The sequence below is a fragment of the Hymenobacter endophyticus genome, assembly GCF_032464715.1.
Classification (GTDB): Bacteria; Bacteroidota; Bacteroidia; order Cytophagales; family Hymenobacteraceae; genus Hymenobacter; species Hymenobacter endophyticus.
Map to the genome: position 1 here is coordinate 127,560 of NZ_JAWDJT010000005.1, position 19,274 is coordinate 146,833.

The 19,274-nt window shown below is 58.0% G+C and carries 19 protein-coding genes; 8 read left to right on the forward strand and 11 right to left on the reverse strand.

What is annotated here, in order from left to right; translation table 11 throughout:
• Nucleotides 1-31 precede the first annotated feature (31 nt).
• A complete protein-coding gene (locus ROI90_RS09915) occupies nucleotides 32-271 on the reverse strand; it encodes a hypothetical protein (RefSeq protein WP_315998186.1) in 240 nt (79 codons plus the stop codon).
• 130 nt (nucleotides 272-401) lie between these two features.
• Between ROI90_RS09915 and ROI90_RS09920 the strand changes: the two genes are divergently transcribed.
• On the forward strand, nucleotides 402-2,021 hold the full coding sequence (locus ROI90_RS09920) for an FAD-dependent oxidoreductase (RefSeq protein WP_315998187.1): 1,620 nt from the start codon (nucleotides 402-404) through the stop codon (nucleotides 2,019-2,021).
• Between the two features lie 74 nt (nucleotides 2,022-2,095).
• On the opposite strand, the gene ROI90_RS09925 is transcribed toward ROI90_RS09920, so the two are convergent.
• Entirely contained in the window at nucleotides 2,096-2,557 is a 462-nt protein-coding gene (locus tag ROI90_RS09925) for a hypothetical protein (RefSeq protein ID WP_315998188.1), read from the reverse strand.
• Nucleotides 2,558-2,757: 200 nt separating this feature from the next.
• Nucleotides 2,758-3,486 (reverse strand): hypothetical protein, encoded by a 729-nt coding sequence (locus ROI90_RS09930; RefSeq protein ID WP_315998189.1) that lies wholly within the window; start codon nucleotides 3,484-3,486, stop codon nucleotides 2,758-2,760.
• A 263-nt stretch (nucleotides 3,487-3,749) separates the two neighbouring features.
• Here ROI90_RS09930 and uvrA point away from each other — a divergent pair, with 263 nt between their 5' ends.
• Nucleotides 3,750-6,887, forward strand: coding sequence for an excinuclease ABC subunit UvrA (gene uvrA, locus ROI90_RS09935; RefSeq protein WP_315998190.1), 3,138 nt, complete (start codon nucleotides 3,750-3,752; stop codon nucleotides 6,885-6,887).
• A 103-nt stretch (nucleotides 6,888-6,990) separates the two neighbouring features.
• The gene (locus tag ROI90_RS09940) at nucleotides 6,991-7,221 is read left to right on the forward strand and encodes a hypothetical protein (RefSeq protein ID WP_315998191.1); all 231 of its coding nucleotides are present in this window, start codon (nucleotides 6,991-6,993) and stop codon (nucleotides 7,219-7,221) included.
• Between the two features lie 123 nt (nucleotides 7,222-7,344).
• Here ROI90_RS09940 and ROI90_RS09945 read toward each other — a convergent pair whose 3' ends face one another.
• The 3 genes from ROI90_RS09945 to ROI90_RS09955 all read right to left on the reverse strand — a co-directional run bounded on the left by ROI90_RS09945 (nucleotide 7,345) and on the right by ROI90_RS09955 (nucleotide 8,867).
• Nucleotides 7,345-7,968 carry a DUF4142 domain-containing protein gene (locus ROI90_RS09945; protein WP_315998192.1) on the reverse strand — a complete coding sequence of 208 codons (624 nt, stop codon included), beginning with the start codon at nucleotides 7,966-7,968 and terminating at the stop codon, nucleotides 7,345-7,347.
• 43 nt (nucleotides 7,969-8,011) lie between these two features.
• Nucleotides 8,012-8,221: a hypothetical protein gene (locus ROI90_RS09950; protein WP_315998193.1), complete on the reverse strand. Its 210-nt coding sequence runs from the start codon at nucleotides 8,219-8,221 to the stop codon at nucleotides 8,012-8,014.
• A gap of 70 nt (nucleotides 8,222-8,291) precedes the next feature.
• Complete coding sequence (locus tag ROI90_RS09955; protein ID WP_315998194.1) at nucleotides 8,292-8,867, reverse strand: DUF4142 domain-containing protein; 576 nt, start codon at nucleotides 8,865-8,867, stop codon at nucleotides 8,292-8,294.
• A 199-nt stretch (nucleotides 8,868-9,066) separates the two neighbouring features.
• On the opposite strand from ROI90_RS09955, the gene ROI90_RS09960 reads away from it, so the two are divergent.
• Together ROI90_RS09960 and ROI90_RS09965 are read left to right on the forward strand one after the other, a co-directional pair.
• On the forward strand, nucleotides 9,067-9,924 hold the full coding sequence (locus tag ROI90_RS09960; protein WP_315998195.1) for a hypothetical protein: 858 nt from the start codon (nucleotides 9,067-9,069) through the stop codon (nucleotides 9,922-9,924).
• Nucleotides 9,925-10,093: 169 nt separating this feature from the next.
• The gene (locus ROI90_RS09965; protein WP_315998196.1) at nucleotides 10,094-10,513 is read left to right on the forward strand and encodes a hypothetical protein; all 420 of its coding nucleotides are present in this window, start codon (nucleotides 10,094-10,096) and stop codon (nucleotides 10,511-10,513) included.
• Between the two features lie 110 nt (nucleotides 10,514-10,623).
• On the opposite strand, the gene ROI90_RS09970 is transcribed toward ROI90_RS09965, so the two are convergent.
• A complete protein-coding gene (locus ROI90_RS09970; RefSeq protein ID WP_315998197.1) occupies nucleotides 10,624-11,328 on the reverse strand; it encodes a 2-C-methyl-D-erythritol 4-phosphate cytidylyltransferase in 705 nt (234 codons plus the stop codon).
• Between the two features lie 127 nt (nucleotides 11,329-11,455).
• Nucleotides 11,456-12,505 (reverse strand): tRNA preQ1(34) S-adenosylmethionine ribosyltransferase-isomerase QueA, encoded by a 1,050-nt coding sequence (gene queA, locus ROI90_RS09975; RefSeq protein WP_315998198.1) that lies wholly within the window; start codon nucleotides 12,503-12,505, stop codon nucleotides 11,456-11,458.
• Nucleotides 12,506-12,647: 142 nt separating this feature from the next.
• On the opposite strand from queA, the gene ROI90_RS09980 reads away from it, so the two are divergent.
• The 3 genes from ROI90_RS09980 to ROI90_RS09990 all read left to right on the forward strand — a co-directional run bounded on the left by ROI90_RS09980 (nucleotide 12,648) and on the right by ROI90_RS09990 (nucleotide 16,424).
• Nucleotides 12,648-13,910, forward strand: coding sequence for an ABC transporter permease (locus tag ROI90_RS09980; RefSeq protein ID WP_315998199.1), 1,263 nt, complete (start codon nucleotides 12,648-12,650; stop codon nucleotides 13,908-13,910).
• A gap of 256 nt (nucleotides 13,911-14,166) precedes the next feature.
• Complete coding sequence (locus ROI90_RS09985; RefSeq protein ID WP_315998200.1) at nucleotides 14,167-15,030, forward strand: LOG family protein; 864 nt, start codon at nucleotides 14,167-14,169, stop codon at nucleotides 15,028-15,030.
• Between the two features lie 203 nt (nucleotides 15,031-15,233).
• Nucleotides 15,234-16,424, forward strand: coding sequence for a lycopene cyclase family protein (locus ROI90_RS09990; protein ID WP_315998201.1), 1,191 nt, complete (start codon nucleotides 15,234-15,236; stop codon nucleotides 16,422-16,424).
• A 31-nt stretch (nucleotides 16,425-16,455) separates the two neighbouring features.
• Here the strand turns inward: ROI90_RS09990 and ROI90_RS09995 are convergent, their stop codons facing one another.
• The 3 genes from ROI90_RS09995 to ROI90_RS10005 all read right to left on the reverse strand — a co-directional run bounded on the left by ROI90_RS09995 (nucleotide 16,456) and on the right by ROI90_RS10005 (nucleotide 18,988).
• Entirely contained in the window at nucleotides 16,456-17,235 is a 780-nt protein-coding gene (locus tag ROI90_RS09995) for an ABC transporter ATP-binding protein (protein ID WP_315998202.1), read from the reverse strand.
• 75 nt (nucleotides 17,236-17,310) lie between these two features.
• Nucleotides 17,311-17,532, reverse strand: a complete 222-nt coding sequence (locus ROI90_RS10000) for a DUF2795 domain-containing protein (protein WP_019948259.1) — start codon at nucleotides 17,530-17,532, stop codon at nucleotides 17,311-17,313.
• A 142-nt stretch (nucleotides 17,533-17,674) separates the two neighbouring features.
• Entirely contained in the window at nucleotides 17,675-18,988 is a 1,314-nt protein-coding gene (locus ROI90_RS10005; RefSeq protein WP_315998203.1) for a DUF349 domain-containing protein, read from the reverse strand.
• Nucleotides 18,989-19,274: the final 286 nt, after the last annotated feature.

The window sequence follows — 19,274 nt, forward strand, 5'->3', positions numbered from 1 at the left end:
TTCCGGCATACGGTAAACCGCCAGCCTAGGATTAGGCCGCCAGCCGGTGCCCATTTACGGCCACCAGCCAATCGAGGCGCAGCTCGCAGCCGCCGCTTAAGCACAGGTAATCCGTTTGGCCGCGGCGCATAATATGGTGCAGAACTCCTTGCAGGCTGAATTCGGCTGAGGTGCCTGGCATCCGGTATACCAGCAGGCAGGCCTGGCCTTCGCGCAGCAGGGTGCGGGGTTCCAGGGGCGAGCCGCCGTAATACTGCTGGGTGGAAGGCATAGCGGGCTGAACGGGTTGAGCAATAAAAGGATACGGGTAGGTAGAAAGAATTACGAAAAGACAATACAACCCGGTTTTCCTTCCCTGCGTTGGCAGGGCAGCCCCAACCTCAACTTTGCCTCCGCTGCCCATGCCCGAATTCGACTTTGCTCCCGCTGATGCCCTGCAGGAAGGGGAAATGCGCACCTTTACCGTAGCATCGGGGGCGACCGTGCTGCTGCTGCGTCGTCAGGGGCAGTACGTGGCTCTGGCGCCCAACTGCCCGCACTACGGTGCCCCTCTGGAAAAGGGCCGTATCGTGCATGACCAACTGGTGTGCCCCTGGCATCACGCTTGCTTCCGCATCCCGGATGGCCACCTCTGCCAGCCCCCGGCCCTGGATAACCTGCCCAGCTACCCCGTGCGCGTGGCCGATGGCCGCGTATGGGTGCAGTTGCCCACCAAACCCACCGCCGCCACCAACTCACCCGATGCTACACCCACGGCCCTGGTTGGGGGCAATGCGCCCGCGCCTAACGCCGCCGCACCCGACACCCGCACTTTTGTAATTGTAGGGGGCGGAGCAGCCGGGCAGTTTGCGGCCCAAACCTTACGCGCCGAAGGCTTTGGGGGCCGCCTGGTAATGGTAACTGCCGAAACGGCCGCGCCCTATGACCGGACCAAACTCAGTAAGGCTTACTTAGCTGGCGAAGCCGGCAGCAAGGCGCTACCCCTTCGCAAGGACGAGTTCTATGAGCGGCACCGCATCGAAATACTCTCTGATACCCGGGCTACGGGCCTGAGTTTGCGCACTCGCCAACTCAAGCTCAGCGGCCGCGGGCCCCTGCACTATGATGCGCTGCTGCTAGCTCCCGGCTGTATCCCGAACACCCTGCCCAAGCTGCCCGGCTATGATTTGGCTGGTGTGTTGCCATTGCGGTCTGCGTCGGATGCCGAACAGATGCGCCAGTTGGTTGCCAAAGCCAAGCGGGTAGTTATTATCGGGAGCAGCTTTATTGGAATGGAAGCTGCGGCCAGCCTGGTGGGGGAAGAGCGGCAAGTAACGGTAGTGGCTCAGGACGCCGAGCCGTTTGCCCGTATTTTGGGTTCTAAGATTGGCCGCATGTTTCGTAACCTGCACCGCCGCCACGGGGTGCGGTTTCGGGTCGAAGCTGAGGTGGTGTGCCTGGAAGGAAAGGATGGCCACGTTACAGCCGTACGCCTAGCTTCGGGCCAGCGTCTGCCCGCCGATGCAGTTGTGCTGGCAGTAGGTGTGCGCCCCGCCACCAACTTCTTGGCCGAAACTTTCGATTTGGAGAAAGACGGCGGCCTGCGCGTAGATGCCCACCTCTGCGCCGCCCCGCACGTGTACGCCGCCGGCGACGTAGCCCTGTTTTCGCTGCCAGCCGGCCTGGGTCAGCACCGCATTGAGCACTGGCGGGTGGCCCAGCAGCACGGAGCCTGCGCTGCCCGCAATATGCTGGGGCAAAACACGGCCTTCCAGGCAGTTCCTTTCTTCTGGACCCAACAGTTCGGGAAAAGCCTGCGCTACGCCGGCCACGCCACCGTCTGGGACGAAATCATCTTCCACGGCGACGTGCGCCGCCACAAGTTTCTGGCCCTCTTTTCCTACCAGAACAAGCTGGTAGCCGCCGCCGGCATGCAGCACGATGATGATATGGTGTGTATCGAGGAACTGATGCGCAATGGCCGAATGCCCACCCCCACAGCCGCCCGCCGCAAACTCAATTGGGCCAAGCTGCTGGAATAACGCTCTGCCTTCGCCAACAAAGCACAAGCGCCCATCCAACTTGGATGGGCGCTTGTGCTTAACAGGAATGTGGATTAGTGCTTGCCTTTGCCGTGGCCTTTTCCATTGCCATTACCGTTGCCACCGTAGCCGAGCTTCTTGGCCTGGCCGGGCGGTAAACCTTTGCCGCTCTCTAAGCGCTTCACCTGGCCGGGGGGCAAGCTGGCTGGGTACAGCTGCCGGTGTCGGCCAATGAGGGTCCAGGGCTGAGTACCCCGGTAATCAAGCACCACGGGGTGGAAGTTGGCGGGGTTGTAGCCGCTGATGTTGCGCACCCGCGTCCAGCGGCCATCACGCTGCACAATGTATTGCTGGTCGCGCAGGTCGTAATAGCCTCCGTATTCGGGCACGTAGTAATACTGCGTACCGGCCGGGGCCGCGGGGCCCCAGGAAGGCGGGTTTACATTGATGGTGACCTGAGCCTGGACCGATTGGGCCGCCCCCATCAGTGACAAGGTCAGCAGGCCAGACAGGGCTACTTTGGGCAGGAGCTTCATACAGCAAGAGTGTAGAGTGAGAGAGTGGGAGAGGTGATGCAGTTTGCAAGAACGGGGCCAGTTCAGCCAGACCGTTGAGTTACTGCTAACAGCTAGGCCCTTAACGCAATGGGTGTGGTTTAGTTAATATGTCCTGGCGAGGTCACTAAAAACGCTTTCAGCCAGGGGCTGAAAGCGTTTTGGTAGTCTGTTACAGAAAGCTAAAGTACGCGGCCGCGTCGGCCGCCGCCGTAGCCACCAGGAACCTGGGGCGGAGCACCAGGGCCGGGCTGTTCGTTGCGGGGCGCGTAGCCGCCCCGGTCGTCGCGCCCACCTTGGTTGTTATTAGGGGTATTGTCGTTGCGCTCATACCGGTTATCGTTCCGGTCGTTTCTATCGTCCCGGTTGTCCCGGTCATAACGGTCATTGCGCTCCTCACGCCCGTTATACGGGTTGCGGTTGTCACGGTAGCCATTTTGAGCGTAGCCACCCTGGCCATAGGGGCGGTTGCCGTAGTAGCCGGGGCCGTAGCCGCCGCGCGGAGCTACCACGTAACCGCGGCCGGGCCAGTTGGAGCCGTAGTATCGGCCCGGCCGCACGCCCCACCGGTCACAGTACTGGCGGTGGTCACGGAGGTAGCCCCAAGGCTGCCGGCCCACGTACTGAATGGCTACCGGGTGAAAGAAGCGCGGGTCGTAGGCGGCGTACACCCGGGGCAATACCGGCGAGCTTACCCAAGCTCCGTAGGCCGGATCAAAAAACAGATACGACTGGCTGTACAGGTCATAGTAGCCATCAATTTCCGGAATATAGTAGTACTGCACGTTCGGGGGTACGGCCGGGCCCCAGTATGGCGCATTGATGTTTACCCGTACCTGAGCCTGGGCACTGCCGCCGTACAGCAGCAGCCCGAGGGCCAGCACAAATCCCGATTTCAGCAGAGTTTTCATGGTCGCAAAAAGCAAATGGAGCGTTCCGGCACCTATAGGCAAAAGCCGCACCATAATTCAGCCAAAGCCCCTGGGCTACATAAAGAACTTCTGCCCCAACCGGGACATTTCCGCCGCCGATGGTGTTATGGACCATCTACCCCAGGCGCATCAAAAAGCGCTTGAGTGGAAGAGGCACTAAAATGACTGGCAATTAAACTAGTAAGGGTAGCCTGCCGGGCCCGTTTTACGTACTTTTGCAGACTTATCCGCTCCGCTGCCGCATGGCCAAAAAAACAACTGCTCCTTCTACCACTGCCAAGCCCGCGGCCCCCAAAGCGGCCCGCCCTTCCAAGGCACCCAAAGCGGCAACCCCGGTAGCCCCCGCCGAGGCTCCGGCTGCCGCAACTCCCCGCAAGGCTCCGAAAACAACAAAAGCCCCCAAACCAACGGCCGCAGCCGTGGCCGACGGTACCGACCACCACAGCACCGCTGCCGTGCAGGCCGTACCCCGTCAGGAGCAGATAAACGAAGCGGTGCTGGAAAACCAGGCCCGCATCCAGGGCCAGCTGCTGGGCCCCGCCGACCTGGAAGCGCCTTACATTGAGGTGTACGGGGCCCGGGAGCACAACCTCAAGAACGTGTCGGTGCAGATTCCGCGCGGGCGGCTGGTGGTGTTCACCGGCATTTCGGGCTCGGGCAAGTCGTCGTTGGCGTTTGATACGATTTACGCCGAGGGCCAGCGCCGCTACATGGAAACGTTTTCGGCCTACGCCCGCAGCTTCATGGGCGGGTTGGAGCGGCCCGACGTGGATAAGATTGAGGGTTTGTCGCCGGTTATCAGCATCGAGCAGAAAACCACTTCGCGCAACCCCCGCTCCACCGTCGGCACCATCACCGAAATCTACGACTTCCTGCGCCTGCTCTACGCCCGTACCGCTGAGGCATTCAGCTATGCCACCGGCCAGAAGATGATCCGGCAGAGCGACGACCAGATCATCAACTACATCCTGAAAGAGTACGACGGCAAGAAGCTGGTAGTGCTGGCTCCCGTAGTAAAGGGCCGCAAAGGCCACTACCGGGAGCTGTTCCAGCAGATTGCTAAGCTGGGCTTCACCAAAGTGCGCGTGGATGGCGAACTGCTCGACATCACGCCCAAGATGCAGGTGGACCGCTACAAAATCCACGACATCGAAATCGTCATCGACCGGCTGGTGGTGAAGGAGGAAGACCGGTTCCGCCTCTCCGGCTCGGTGCAAAATGCCCTCACGCAGGGCAAAGGCACTATGCTGGTGCTGGATGCCGATAAGAAGAAGGACAACACCCAGTTCTTCTCCCGCTTCCTGATGGACCCGGCCACTGGCATTGCCTACGACGACCCGGCGCCGAATACGTTCAGCTTCAACTCGCCCTACGGGGCCTGCCCCACCTGCAACGGCTTGGGCGAGGTGCAGGAAATCACCGAGGAAACGGTGATGCCCGATAAGAAGCTCAGTATCAGCCGCGGCGGCATTGCGCCCTTGGGCGAGTACCGGGACATCTGGATTTTCCAGCAGCTCAGCCTCATCGTCAAGAAACACAAGGCCAGCCTCAGCACGCCCATCGAAAAGCTGCCCGCCGACCTGATTGAACGGCTGCTGCACGGCGTGCCCGAGGACGAGGATGCCGACCCCAAAAAGGCCAACTACGTGGAGCCGTTCGAGGGTATCATCCCCTTCCTGCGCCGCCAGATGGAGTCGGAGTCCGATAACATCCGGGAGTGGATTCAGCAGTACACCCAGGCCCAGGAGTGCCCCGAGTGCCACGGCTACCGCCTCAAAAAGGAGAGCCTGCACTTTAAGATTGCGGGTAAGCACATCGGCGAGCTGTCGGTGCTGGATTTGAACGAGCTGGCTGCCTGGTTTGAAGGGCTGGAAGACCGCCTCTCGGAGCGCCAGAACCTGATTGCGCGCGAGCTGCTGAAGGAAATCCGCAAGCGCATCGGCTTTTTGCTGGAAGTGGGCCTTGATTACCTGAACCTGCACCGCTCGGTGCGCACGCTCTCGGGCGGCGAGTCGCAGCGCATCCGCCTAGCCACCCAGATTGGAACCCAGCTGGTGGGCGTGCTCTACATCATGGACGAGCCCAGCATCGGCCTGCACCAGCGCGACAACGAGCGGCTCATCAAGGCGCTGCAGCACCTGCGCGACCTGGGCAACTCGGTGATAGTAGTGGAGCACGACAAGGATATGATTCTGCACGCCGACCACGTCCTGGACATTGGCCCTGGCGCGGGCATCCACGGCGGGCAGATTGTGGCTTCTGGTACGCCCTCTGAGATTTTCACCAGCGGCTCGCTCACTTCTCAGTATCTCAGTGGGCAGAAGCACATTGAGTTGCGCAAGAAAAAGCGGGCCGGCGAAGGCAACGAGCTGGTGCTGCGCGGGGCCAAAGGCCATAACCTCAAAAACGTAACGGCCAAGTTCCCGCTGGGCAAGCTCATTGCCGTTACGGGCGTGTCGGGCTCGGGTAAGTCGTCGCTCATCCACGATACGCTCTACCCCATCCTCAACCAGCACTTCTTCAACGCCAAGCGTGAGCCGCTGGCCTATGATAAGATTGAGGGTCTGGAGTTTATCGACAAGGTGATTGAGGTAGACCAGTCGCCGATTGGGCGCACGCCCCGCTCCAACCCGGCCACCTACACCGGCGTGTTCACCGAAATCCGCCAGCTGTTTTCGTCCCTGCCCGAGGCCAAAATCCGCGGCTATGGGCCGGGCCGTTTCTCGTTCAACGTGAAGGGTGGGCGCTGCGAAACCTGCGAGGGGGCCGGCATGCGCACCATCGAAATGAACTTTCTGCCTGACGTGCACGTGCCCTGCGAAACCTGCAAAGGCCGCCGCTACAACCGCGAAACGCTGGAAGTCCGCTTCAAGGGCAAGAGCATCACCGACGTGCTGGACATGACCGTGGAGAAGGCGGTGGAGTTCTTCGAGTTCCAGCCCCGCATTCTGCGCAAAATTCAGACGCTGAATGAAGTAGGCCTGGGCTACCTCACCCTGGGCCAGCAGGCCACCACGCTAAGCGGCGGCGAGGCCCAGCGCGTGAAGCTGGCCACGGAACTGAGCAAAAAGGACACCGGCAAAACGTTCTACATCCTCGACGAGCCCACCACCGGCCTGCACTTTGAGGACATCAACCACCTCTCCGTAGTCCTGCACAAGCTCGCCGACAAGGGCAACACCGTCCTCATCATTGAGCACAACCTGGACCTCATCAAGGTAGCTGACCACATCATCGACATTGGGCCCGAGGGTGGTGGAGGAGGCGGCACCATTGTGGCCCAGGGCACGCCGGAGCAGGTAGCTAAAGCCTGCAAGGGGCACACCAGCCGGTTCCTGGCCGAGGAACTTAGGGTAAGCAAGTATGCGGAAGTAGGCTAAACGGACTTGCGCCTCAAAAAAAGTAGATGCCGGGTTTTCAGTCAGCTCTTGACTGGAAGCCCGGCATTTTTTACATTATGGCTCCAACCCGCACTCCCACCGTATGAAAGTTCTTGTTTTCCCGGCCTTGCTGGCCATTGCCATCTACGTTTCACCGCCCAAGCCTTTCGCGGCAACTCAAACCGGCAAAGAGGTAACTGCCCGCTCAGTGGCGTCACCCGAAACGCTTAACTCCGCAGCTACTTCGGCGGAAAACCTGTCCGCAACGCCTCAGTCTGCCAGCAAAAAAGGCCTACTATTGCCTTCAGCAGAGAATTATACCGCGCGTCGGTAGCTTCAATATTACGGTTCTTACCTCGTAGAAAAGCCCGTTAGGTGATGTACCTAACGGGCTTTTCTACGAGGTAAGAATTGGACTGCAGCTGATGTCTGTCAACGCATCAGCCGGGAGGCCTGCTTACATAGTGCTATGCTGCTTGAACATAGTCAGGTGCGACTGTACCACGGGAAGCGTTTTGCTAATGAAGCCTAGGAGTTCGGCATCCTGAGTCATTTTCTGGTGGGCCATCATGGTGTTAGCTGTTTTTTGATGGTCCAGCGTCATCTGCTCCAGGTACTTTTTCTCCAGGTCCTGCCCCGACAAGCCGCGCATCTGCTCGGCAATAGCCTTGTGCTCCGCATCCATGTCCGTTGGTAGGGTTACCCCTTTCTTCTGGGCAATGGGCTTTAGCTCGGCCGTCGACTTGGTGTGGTCGGTAATCATTTGGTTGGCGTGGGTTTTGGCCATGCCCGTTACGCCTTTCTCCAGCGCCAGCTTGCTGAGTTGAATTTCGTTTTGGTCGCTGTGGGCGGCCGACTGCATAAACTCTGGGTCGGTAGAATGGGGAGCGGTGGGGCCATTGGCATCCGACATGGCCGAGTCGCCAGCTGGCATAGCAGCCATGGCGCCGGCCGAATCGGTGGCGGCACCGTCGGCAGTGGCTCCGTCAGTGGTAGTTGTGGCAGTATCGGTGGTGGTAGAGCCACAGGCACCCAGGCCGAGCAGGCCGATACAGGCAGCAGAAAAAAACAAGCGTTTCATAGTAGTCAGAAGAGAAGTTGTAGAGCAGTGTAAGGGTGGCATGTTACTTTGCCATGCCCGACGAATCGGCTGCCATAGCAGAGTCGGCATCGGCCGTAACAGTTGGGCCAGCGTTATTGTCGATTACGACGGCATCGGCCTGTACGCCGCCATCTTCGGCCGCCTTGTCCATGTCACTTACGGCTTCGCCGGCGGTGCCATCGGTGCGCTTTTCGGCATTATTGCAGCTAGCCAGCAGTAGGCCGGCACTCAAAGTCAGAAGGGAAAGAAAGCGGAATTTCATGTGTCGGTGAGGAAAGGAAATGAAAGAATAGAGGGAAAAATCAGGGCTTCAGTTTATCGTGTAGGGCATTGGCGGCCCGGTCAAGGTCCTGCAGCACGGTTACATGCTGGGCCGCAATGGCGCGTAAGTCGGCATCATAGGCATCGTCCTTGATATTGTCGGCCGCGTCCTCGTCCGTATCAAGCACGGCGCTGAGCACTTCCTGGTATTTCTGGTCGAATGCGGCCCCGTTGAGGGCGGTCAGCTCCCCGGCTTGGGTACCCTGTGCTTCGCTGAGGCCGGTGGGCAGGGTAATGGATTTCTGCTGAGCCAGTGCCTTGAGTCCGCCCAGTAAAGTGGTGGTTTGGGCAGTTACATTCTGGGCGGTGTAGCGGGTGTCCGGCGAAGCGGCTTTACGCGTGGCTAGTTGGCTTATTTCCAGGAGCAACATCTTTCGGCTGGCGGCATCCACCACGTACTCCGCATCCCGGATCTGCCGTTTGGTTATGGCTTCTTCCCCAATACGCTTTTCATTTTGGAATTTGGCCTCGAAAACGGGGTCTTTGTTGCTTTCGGGGCTCGAGCAGGCCGCCAGGCATACTAGCAATAAGCCGCATACACGACCGGAAATAAGCATACACACAGTGGGTTACAAAATGAGGTGGGGTGTGAAACTATACGCGACTTAGGTGGTGAGGTTGGGCTGCACATTTGTAAAAAAAGTTCCCGAGTACATTAAACTCCGCAGTAGTTTCTTTCTCCAACCCAGCAAAAGAGCTCTTTTAGTACTGTCCCATTTCGCCTGGTCTTCACGCTTTACTTTTTCTCTCACTCCCATGAAACGTCCCGTATTCCGCTCCTTCGGTTTATCCGTGCTGGCTGCTGCCGCACTACTGCTGGCCTCCTGCAACAAATCCGCCGACCCCCAAGCCACCATTGACGCCGCCGCATCGGCGGAGGACCAGAGCTTAGCGGAAGATGAAAGTGCTACGGCCGCCGATATGGTAGAAGCCGGCTCACCCACGGATGCGGCCCTCAACGGCAGCGCCGCCGCTGAGCCCGCCGACCTGACCCGCCTGGCCGGACCCTGCCTCACCCGCACCTACGAGGCGGCTACCCGCACCCTTACTCTGGATTTTGGCCCCGTCAACTGCATCGGCCCCAACGGAGTAGCACGACGCGGCAAAATTGTGGCCGTGTTCAGCGGCCCCTACCGGCAGGCGGGCTCTACGGTCACCATCACGTTGGTTAACTACTACCGCAACGACAATCTGCACACCGGTACGCGCATCATCACCAACCAAGGACAGGGCTCCTGGAGCCTGGATGTGCAGAATGCCAGCATTACCACCACGGCCGGGACGCACTCCTGGACCTCACAGCGGCTGTATACCCGCACGGCCGGCGCCGCTACCCGCACCATCACCGACGACGAGTACCGGGTTACGGGCCAGACTTCGGGTACCAACCGGCGGGGCGTGAGCTACACGGCTACCGTGCAGCAGCCGCTCATCAAGAAATTTCAGGCTGGTTGTGCCCGCACGTTCGTGGCCGGAACGGTAAACATTCTTACCTCCAAAGAAAAGGACCTGGTCCTCAACTACGACCCCACCGGTACGCAGGCCTGCGACAATATTGCCACCGTTACGGTGGGCGGAGTAACGCGTACCATTCGGGTAGGCGGCCGCCTATAAGCGGGCCTGGCCCGAGAGAACTGCTTTGAGTGGAATAAAAAGCTTTTCGTCAGAAGACTCTGGGAATGATTGGCCTGGCAACATGTCACAAACGCGCGAGGTTAGTCCTTGGTTGGTAGGCTAATTAGTTGGCTATTTGGCCCATCCTTCCACGTTACCCAATTCATCCATGAAAAGCTCTTCTCTCGTGCAAACCGTGCTGGCGGCCGGTTCTCTGCTTCTGGCCAGCTGCTCCCTAACTCCCGAAAGCGTAGCACCCGTATCGGCGAAACAATCAGCCAACAACGTAGCTCCCTACTGCCCCGATGGTGACTGCCCGAGCGGTGGCGGCGGTACGGGCGGTGGCGGGTACACCCCAACGTGCGTGGCGCCTACTACCACTATTCGGGCCCGTATTGTGCGAGAGGCCCGGCTTTATGCCTACGGCCGGAGCTGGGAGCCAACCAACGTAATAGTTGGTACGCAGGGTTGTGATGGAGTATATCCGTTCAGCCTGGAGTTCCGAACGCAGGACGGAACAGAAAGCTGGGTAGGCGGCCGCTACAATGTAGTAACCGGCGAAATTGACGTAGACTACATCAACTTGTAGCAGCTGATTCATCCCCGCATACGACAACCGCCCCGGACGCCTAGTGTCCGGGGCGGTTGTCGTATGCGGGCGCGCTGGTTTCGGCTACGTAGCCGCCAGCTTGAGCGGTGTCAATGCCGGAGCAGAGCTTCAGCCAGCAGCAAATCTTCCGGGGTCGTGATTTTGATATTGCGGTAGTCGCCTTCCACCAGGTGAATCGGGTGCAAGTCCTCTACCACGCTGGCATCATCGGTAAACGTGGTGAGTTCCGGTAGCTGGTAAGCTCGGCGCAGTAGTTCCAGGCCAAAGCACTGCGGCGTCTGTACCAACCGTAGGCGGCTGCGGTTCAGGGCATAGGAGCCCTGCTGGTTTAGCCCCCGCACCGAATCTTTGGGAACTACGGCGGCTACCGCTGCGCCGTGGTTGTAAGCAGCCTGGTAAGTAGCCTCTATTACGGCAATAGGTGTGAGTGGCCGCACTCCATCGTGCACCGCTACCACTCCCTTTTCTCTGTTAGGGAGGGAGGCCAACCCATTGCGCACGGAAGCCCAGCGGGTGGCGCCGCCTGCCACTACCTGGTGGGGTATCGTAATGGCATACTGCTCACACAAAACTTGCCAGGTAGCAAACTGCTCAGTGGGCAACACAAGCACTATTTTCGAAACCTGCAAAGAGGGCTCCGCAAACCGCCGCAGCGTGTGCAGTAACACCGGCTCCCCGGCTAGCTCCAGAAACTGCTTGGGCCGGTCGGCACCCATGCGGGTGCCACTGCCGCCCGCTACAAGTATGGCAACGCGCGAAGAGGCGGCTGTGGATACGGAAACAGATGCTGCCACGGGCAAGATAGAAGGTGAAGAGCTGCGCGCGGCTCCTGCCACGCGTCAACTGAAGCGTTAAAAAGTAAAAATAAAAAGTCCGGCCGTGGTTACACGGCCGGACTTTCAATAAAAACAGCTCTTCGGCTTACAGCACCAGCATGGCGTCGCCGTAGCTGAAGAACTTATATTTCTCCTTAATGGCCGTCTGGTACGCTTCAATCAGCAGCTCATGCCCGGCAAAGGCCGAAGCCATCATCATCAGCGTGCTTTCCGGCGTGTGGAAGTTGGTGAGCAGGCAGTTGGCAATTTTGAAATCATACGGAGGGAAGATGAACTTGTCTGTCCAGCCTACGGTGGGCTTCAGCCGCGAGTTGGCCGATACCGACGACTCCATGGCCCGCATAGAGGTGGTGCCGATGGCGCACACGCGTTTTTTGGCGTCCAGGGCGTGGTTCACCACCGTGGCCGATTCCGCCGGCACGATGAAGTTTTCCGAGTCCATTTTGTGCTTGGTCAGATCCTCCACGTCCACGGTGCGGAAGGTGCCCAGGCCAACGTGCAGCGTTACCGGAACTACTTCTACTCCTTTGATTTCCAGGCGCTTCATTACCTCACGGGTAAAGTGCAAGCCCGCCGAAGGGGCCGCTACCGCGCCGGTATTCTTGGCGTAAATCGTCTGGTACCGCTCCTTGTCGGCAGCTTCCGTTTCGCGGGTGATGAATTCCTTTGGAATGGGTGTTTCGCCCAAATCGTGCAGGGCTTTGTAGAACTCCTCGTCCGGGCCATCGAACAGGAACTTGATGGTGCGTCCCCGGGAAGTAGTGTTGTCAATTACCTCCGCTACCATATCCGACTCGCCGAAGTACAGCTTGTTGCCTACCCGGATTTTGCGGGCGGGGTCCACCAGTACGTCCCAGAGGTGAATTTCCTTGTTCAGCTCGCGCAGCAGGAATACCTCAATCTGGGCGCCGGTTTTCTCTTTGTTGCCATACAAGCGGGCCGGAAACACCTTCGTGTCGTTCACCACGAACACGTCGCCGTCGGTGAAGTACTCCAGAATATCCTTAAAGGTGCGGTGCTCTATTTTGCCACTGTCGCGGTGCAACACCATCAGGCGCGACTCGTCGCGGTTTTTGGCGGGGTGCTGTGCCAGCAGGTTTTCAGGCAGGTCAAATTTGAACTCAGAAAGCTTCATGGGCCAGACAGGGCAATAGGTGGGGAACCTAATAGAAAAAATTGAGCCGCGAAAGTACGCACAATCCTCGGAAGAATCGTTACTTTTCGCCTGAAATCTGCTTATTGCCCTTTCCACGCCCCTTGCTGAACCTTCGCTCCGCATGAAAGCATTGCGCCTTACCCTGGAAAGTTTCCGCTTTGCGTGGCAAGCTCTCAAGTCCAATCTGCTGCGTACCATCTTGTCGCTGCTCGGCGTTACGGTGGGCATATTCGCCATTATTGCCGTGTTTACCGTGGTGGATTCGCTGGAGAAAAACATCCGCGACAGCATGAGTTTCGTGGGCGACAAGGTGATTTACGTGCAGAAATGGCCCTGGGCATTCGGGGGAGATTACCCCTGGTGGAAATACTTTAACCGCCCTGTGCCTACCGTCCGCGAGTTCCGGGAAATCCAACGCACGCTGAATCCGGAAAGCCACAACGGTATTGCCATTTTCGCGGCTACGGGCGGTAACATTCTCAAGTCGGGCTCCAACTCGGTGAGCGACTGCGCCATTCAGGGTATCAGCTTCGATTACCGGCGTGTGTCCGATGTACCGGTGGTGGAGGGGCGCTACTTTACCCAGCAGGAAATGAATGCGGCGCGTAACGTGGCCGTGGTAGGCTACTCCATTGCCCAGGGGCTGTACCCCAACGGCTCGGCCCTGGGCCAGGAGTTCAAGGCGAAAGGCCAGCGCTTCACCATTATTGGTGTAATGCAGAAAGAGGGCAAAAAGCTGCTGGATACGCCCAGCAACGACACCAACTGCTACATCCCCTTCGCCGCCTTCACCAAAATATTCCAGATGAGCAGCAACGGCATGGGGGGCGCTCAGGCCACCATTGTTGTGAAAGGCCGCGACGATGACCCCGGCCTGCTGAACCTGGAAGCCGAAATCCAGGGCAGTATGCGCGTTATTCGGGGGCTGAAACCCCGGCAGGAAGACTCATTCGCGCTGAATCGGCCCGAGCTATTGGCTAACGCTATTACGCAGCTGTTTTCCGTGATTGGCATTGCGGGGTGGGTCATTGGCGGGTTTGCCATGCTGGTAGGTGGCTTCGGCATTGCCAACATCATGTTCGTGTCGGTAAAGGAGCGCACCAATATCATCGGTATCCAGAAGTCGTTGGGGGCCAAAAACTACTTCGTGCTGTTCCAGTTTCTGTTCGAAGCGGTATTTCTGTGCCTATTGGGCGGCGGGGCCGGCATCCTGCTGGTGTTTCTGATTACGCTACTACCGCAGGACGCGCTGCCGCTGTTTTTGTCGGTGGGTAATATCTCCCTGGGGCTAACAGTATCCGTGGTGATTGGGGTGCTGGCGGGCATCATTCCGGCAGTACTGGCCTCTAACCTCGATCCGGTTATTGCCATTCGGGCGCAGTAAAATGTGGGGAATGTGAGGAATGTGGAAATGTGGAGGGTCGTAGCACTACCCACGTTCTCACATTCCCCTTAAACCGTAGCGTAATGTTAACAAATTGTTAACTTGCCGGTCGCTACCTTGGGTCGCCCTCTTCTTCCGTGGGGGCGGCTTTCTTTTTGCCTTTTTTCATTGTTTACCCGGTGCGGAGAAATTCCCACAGTAACTGCCTGCGCCCATGCGTACGCATCCTCTGCACCCTATTCCTCTTGTAGCTCCTATGGCGAAGCTCAAAAAAACCAGCCGCACGAAAGTGGCGGATGAAGTACTGAATGCCGGCAGTGGTCAGACCATTGTGCAGCCCAACGTCAACGATAATAAGGTTAAGACCATCAGTGACATCCGCGAGCAGACGCACGGGGAGCGCACGGTGCAGGTAGATGACGAGCAGCGCATCCGTCGGGCCTTTGTGGACAAAGACTGGAATGAAATTAAGATTGCCGACTCTTGGCAGATCTTTAAGGTGATGGCCGAGTTTGTGGAGGGCTTCGAGAAGATGTCCAAGATCGGGCCCTGCGTGTCCATTTTTGGCTCGGCCCGTACCAAACCCGAGAACCCCTACTACAAAATGGCCGAGGAAATTGCGGCCAAGCTGGTGCGCCATGGGTACGGCGTTATCACGGGCGGCGGCCCCGGCATCATGGAAGCCGGTAACAAAGGTGCCCACTCGGAGGGCGGCAAATCGGTGGGCCTCAACATTGAGCTGCCCTTCGAGCAGTTCAACAACATCTACATCGACCCCGACAAAATCATCAACTTCGACTACTTCTTCGTACGCAAGGTGATGTTCGTGAAGTACGCCCAGGGCTTCATTGGCATGCCCGGCGGCTTTGGTACGCTGGATGAGCTGTTTGAGGCTATTACCCTGATTCAGACCAAGAAAATCGGCCGCTTCCCCATCGTGCTGGTGGGCACCAAGTACTGGCAGGGCATGTTCGACTGGATTCAGCAGGTAATGCTGGAGGATGAGCACAACATCTCGCCCGAGGACATGAACCTGGTGCAGCTGGTGGATGATGCGGAGTCGGCGGTGAAAATTATCGATGATTTCTACAGCAAGTACCTCCTGTCGCCGAACTTCTAAGACCACTGATTACGCGGATTTTTTGACGGATTCCGCGGATTTTGTAGCTAGCTCAGGCCTGAAAAGGGTAGAGGAGCTGTGCAGTTCGATTGAGCTTACCTGACCCCGTTGGTCAAGACACGAAAAAAGGCTGCCTCTGCGGAGGTAGCCTTTTTTCGTGTTCTTTTGTTTACGATTTGCTTCAAGCCATTCAGCCTTCTACTGTGCAAACTTCTTCGCCACTTGCCCCCGAATATGATTACCTGATTGTGGGCGGGGGGGCAGCCGGCCTGAGCTTGGCCTATCATATTAGCCAAGAGCCGCGGTTGGCCGGCAAGCGGGTATTGCTGCTGGAACCAGAGGCCAAAACCCAGAACGACCGGACCTGGTCTTTCTGGACCGATGCGCCTACTTTGTTTGATAGTATTGTGGTTCACGAGTGGACGCAGATTGCCTTTCGTAGCCCCGGCTACGCGGAAGTGTTTCCATTGCGGCGCCACCGCTACAAGATGATCAGAGGACTGGATTTTTACCGGTTTGTACACGCTGCCCTGGACGCTAACCCGCAGGTTACGCGAATTCAGGCTGCTGTGACGGGCCTCGAAAATACGCTGGTTGGGGCTGTGGCGCGCACTGCCCAGGGTGATTTTCAGGGCCGGTATGCTTTTGATAGTCGGCCGCCGGATTTGGCTCAGCTACAGCAACCCGGCCGTTACCACTACCTCTTGCAGCACTTCGTGGGCTGGGAAGTAGAAACGGAGGAGGACGTTTTCAACCCGGAAACACAGGAGTTCATGGACTTCCGGGAGGAGCAGTACCAGGAAGCCCGCTTCATGTATGTGCTGCCGTTTAGCGAGCGGCGGGCGCTGGTAGAGTACACCCTGTTTTCAGCCACCACGCTGCCCAAGCAAGAGTACGAAGCAGAACTGCGCCGATATCTGGTGGAGCAACTAGGTGGGCGTCCTTACCGCATAGTGGCCCAGGAAGCCGGCGCCATCCCAATGACCGACCACCCGTTACCGGCCCACGACGGCGCGCACATCATTAATCTAGGAACCAGGGCCGGACGGGCCAAAGCCAGCACTGGTTATGCCTTCAAGCGTATTCAGGCGCACTCGGCCCGCCTTACGGCTGCTTTAGCCGCCACGGGCCGCCCACCACAAAACCTAACCGGCGACCAGTGGCAATTTCGGCTATTCGATACGCTTCTTCTGGATATCATGCAACGCCAAGGGGAGCGTACCCGGGATATATTCACACAGTTATTTCAGCGTAATCCAGTGGAGCGAATTTTCGACTTTCTCGACGAGCGAACTTCCTGGGCTGAAAACTTCCAGATCATGAACTCCGTGACGCCCTGGCCGTTTCTGCGCTCCATTGGCCACCTACTCCGGGGCCGGCCGGGGCAAAGGTGAAATAGTGAAGTGGTGAATTGTGAGGTAGGGCTCAATTTGCGCAAGTAGAGCCTTGCCTCATTACATCATCACCCCATTTCACTACGTGGAGGCTCTCTTCGCTTTCCAGAAATGCCCGTTCCGTTTGAACTGTGGCTGCCGAGAGGGGCAGAAGGGCGGGAACAGGGCGCGAAAGGTTGAGCAGGTAGCCGGGCAGCTCCGCCAGGTTTTCCAGGTCGTGGGTGATGCAGAGAATAGTTTTATTATGCGCCTGTACCCAGCTTTCCAGCAAGGCAAATACCCGGCGGCGGTAGTACACGTCCAACTGTTGGGTAGGCTCGTCCAGCAAATACAGCTGGGCATCCTGCAGGCTTAGCTGGGCCAGCCATACAAGCTGCTGCTCCCCGCCCGACAGTAGCATAAAATCCTGCTGAGCCAGGTGAGCAGCTCCTACCTGAACCAGGGCGGCATCGGCGAGGGCATAATCCTGCGCGGTGTAGCCTCCCAGAAAACGGTGGTGACGGAAACGGCCCATCACCACCAGCTCGCGCACCGGAATAGAAAACTCCACGCTGGCCCGCTGGGGCAAATGCGCCAGCAAGCCGCTGGCCGCCGGCCGCCGCTGGGCACGCAACTCCCGGCCCAACACCTGCACTTGGCCCTGATAAGGAATCTGCCCGGTTAGGGCGCGAAACAGGGTAGTTTTGCCGCAGCCGTTATGTCCGATGATGGCCACAAACGCAGGCCCGGACACCGTAAAACACAAATTGCGGAGCAGGACGCGCTGTCCATACCCCGCAATCAGGTTGTGTATTGATAGTGCTTGGTGCATAGTGCTAAGTACTTAGGCAAAAAAACGCATCGTAATAATGCTATGCACTAATAACCAAGCACTAGGCACTAACTACTAATACTCGTCTTCGTTGAACATAAAGTCTTCTTTGGTCGGATAATCCGGCCAAACTTCTTCAATGTTCTCGTAGGGCTGACCGTCATCTTCCAGAGCCTGGAGGTTTTCTACCACTTCCATGGGCGCACCCGAACGGATAGAGTAATCGATAAGCTCATCCTTGGTTGCAGGCCAGGGAGCATCTTCCAGGTACGAAGCGAGTTCTAGAGTCCAGTACATAGTCGTGTGCTACTAAAAAAATGTGGTCAAAAGGTGAAATGCCGATAGCAAAAATCCGGCCGTTGGGTCAGGACTGACACCGTTACCGGTTCGGCGTTGCGCAGGTTGCTGACGACAACGTAAAATACGGGTTAGGGTTGGGCTAGCCAACCTGCTGCTGCTGGAAGATGGAAATCAACTCGTTTTTCGTGCGGATTTTTCGGTCGAAAGCCCGGATTTTGCCTTGCAGCATCGTCCGGAATGCTTCGTTGCCGGGGGAGTCGTTGAGTTTGCCCAAATTCTCATTGAGCACCTCCTGCTCCTGCTTGTCAAACTTGATGAACTCCTGCAACGCCTGCACGCGCAGGGCCGCTTGGCTTTGCGGGCTGCTGGTTTCCGGGGTAACAGGGCGCTTGCGCATGTAGTGTTCCAAGGCACTCATCTCAAATACTTTGTCGCAGGCCAGAATAAACTGCTCCCACACCCGGTCCGATTCTTCGCCGCGCACGGGGCCCACTTTTTTCCAGGCCGCCTGCAGCTCTTTGGCCCGAGCTACGGCCTCCTGCATGGGGCGGTTGAGCAGGGCCGTAGCCTCCGCTACCAAGGCGCGCTTGCGGCTGAGGTTATCCTCGCCGGTATTGCCCGTGGGCGTGAACTGCTGCTCCTGGCGCTTGCTTTCGATGTGTACCTTCAGGCGCTCAAAAAAGTGGTTGTGGGCCGCCCGAAACCGGGTCCAGAGGTCGTTGGCCTGCTTGCGGGGCAAGGAGCCGTCAATTTCTTTCCACTGCTGCTGCAGTACTTTCAGCTTGCGGGTGGTTTCCTCGAAATCGGGAGAGTTCTGCAGCGCCTCTGACTTATGAATCAGGTCTTTGTATTGGTCATATACCCGATTGGTCATGGCCTTCTTTTCGGCCAGGAAATCCTTTTTGCGGGCGAAGAAGGCATCAACGGCGGTCTGGAAACGGGCTTCCAGTTCATCAACCAGCTGTTTTTCTACTGGGCCAGTTTTGATCCAGCCCTGGCGCAGGTCTTTCAGCTTGTCGCTGCCAGCTTGCCAGTCGATGGTGTCGTGGAGAGCCTCGGCCTCCTGAATCAGTCCGATTTTGGTGGCCAGGTTTTTTTCCCGGTTGCGGTTTACCGTTACTTTAATGGCTTCCTCCGCCTCGGTAAGGCGGTGGTGCAGGCTCTCAAAGTCACCAAGCGCATCGTAGGAGCCTACCTGCTCCTTGAGGTGCAGGGCCTTCATCAGGTAAGAGCCCTTGTTGTCGGATTCCTCAATTTTCTGCAGCAGCTCTTCTACCTTGGAGCGAAACAGGGTGAAGCGTTGGGCAAAATAGGCCAGTGAAGCATCAGCAGATTCTTTTACCTGGCCCACCTGGCGAGCGGGCAGGTGTAGGAGCGGGCGAAGCCACACCTGGTCGCCCTCGATGTAGCCATAACGGCGGGCTTCGGCCAGTAAGTGGTCTTGTGAGTCCATAAATAGATAGCGGGGGAGCGAATAGGTGAAAAGGACGGAGTTGGGGCCGGAAAGATGTACAAGTTTACGGGTTGTGCGGTAATTCTTCAGCTTGGCCAAAGCTTCGGAATGTTAGCGTGGCCTGCCTACCTTTGGCTGAAAGCCCTGCCAGAGCTACCGGAACAAGCTACGCACCCGCCGCCGCTGCGGTTATGACTGCCCGGCTGGTAGCCGCTGCAGTAGGCGGGCTTCGGGCTTTGCACCCACAGCCCGAAGCCCGTCTACTGTTCTGCAAAATAGAAAGCCC

What these genes read in the sequence shown, in the direction of transcription:
- ROI90_RS09915 (WP_315998186.1), bottom strand. Translation starts at nt 271, where the DNA reads ATGCCTTCCACCCAGCAGTATTACGGCGGCTCGCCCCTGGAACCCCGC.
- ROI90_RS09920 (WP_315998187.1), top strand. Translation starts at nt 402, where the DNA reads ATGCCCGAATTCGACTTTGCTCCCGCTGATGCCCTGCAGGAAGGGGAA.
- ROI90_RS09925 (WP_315998188.1), bottom strand. Translation starts at nt 2,557, where the DNA reads ATGAAGCTCCTGCCCAAAGTAGCCCTGTCTGGCCTGCTGACCTTGTCA.
- ROI90_RS09930 (WP_315998189.1), bottom strand. Translation starts at nt 3,486, where the DNA reads ATGAAAACTCTGCTGAAATCGGGATTTGTGCTGGCCCTCGGGCTGCTG.
- uvrA (WP_315998190.1), top strand. Translation starts at nt 3,750, where the DNA reads ATGGCCAAAAAAACAACTGCTCCTTCTACCACTGCCAAGCCCGCGGCC.
- ROI90_RS09940 (WP_315998191.1), top strand. Translation starts at nt 6,991, where the DNA reads ATGAAAGTTCTTGTTTTCCCGGCCTTGCTGGCCATTGCCATCTACGTT.
- ROI90_RS09945 (WP_315998192.1), bottom strand. Translation starts at nt 7,968, where the DNA reads ATGAAACGCTTGTTTTTTTCTGCTGCCTGTATCGGCCTGCTCGGCCTG.
- ROI90_RS09955 (WP_315998194.1), bottom strand. Translation starts at nt 8,867, where the DNA reads ATGCTTATTTCCGGTCGTGTATGCGGCTTATTGCTAGTATGCCTGGCG.
- ROI90_RS09960 (WP_315998195.1), top strand. Translation starts at nt 9,067, where the DNA reads ATGAAACGTCCCGTATTCCGCTCCTTCGGTTTATCCGTGCTGGCTGCT.
- ROI90_RS09965 (WP_315998196.1), top strand. Translation starts at nt 10,094, where the DNA reads ATGAAAAGCTCTTCTCTCGTGCAAACCGTGCTGGCGGCCGGTTCTCTG.
- queA (WP_315998198.1), bottom strand. Translation starts at nt 12,505, where the DNA reads ATGAAGCTTTCTGAGTTCAAATTTGACCTGCCTGAAAACCTGCTGGCA.
- ROI90_RS09980 (WP_315998199.1), top strand. Translation starts at nt 12,648, where the DNA reads ATGAAAGCATTGCGCCTTACCCTGGAAAGTTTCCGCTTTGCGTGGCAA.
- ROI90_RS09985 (WP_315998200.1), top strand. Translation starts at nt 14,167, where the DNA reads ATGGCGAAGCTCAAAAAAACCAGCCGCACGAAAGTGGCGGATGAAGTA.
- ROI90_RS09995 (WP_315998202.1), bottom strand. Translation starts at nt 17,235, where the DNA reads ATGCACCAAGCACTATCAATACACAACCTGATTGCGGGGTATGGACAG.
- ROI90_RS10000 (WP_019948259.1), bottom strand. Translation starts at nt 17,532, where the DNA reads ATGTACTGGACTCTAGAACTCGCTTCGTACCTGGAAGATGCTCCCTGG.
- ROI90_RS10005 (WP_315998203.1), bottom strand. Translation starts at nt 18,988, where the DNA reads ATGGACTCACAAGACCACTTACTGGCCGAAGCCCGCCGTTATGGCTAC.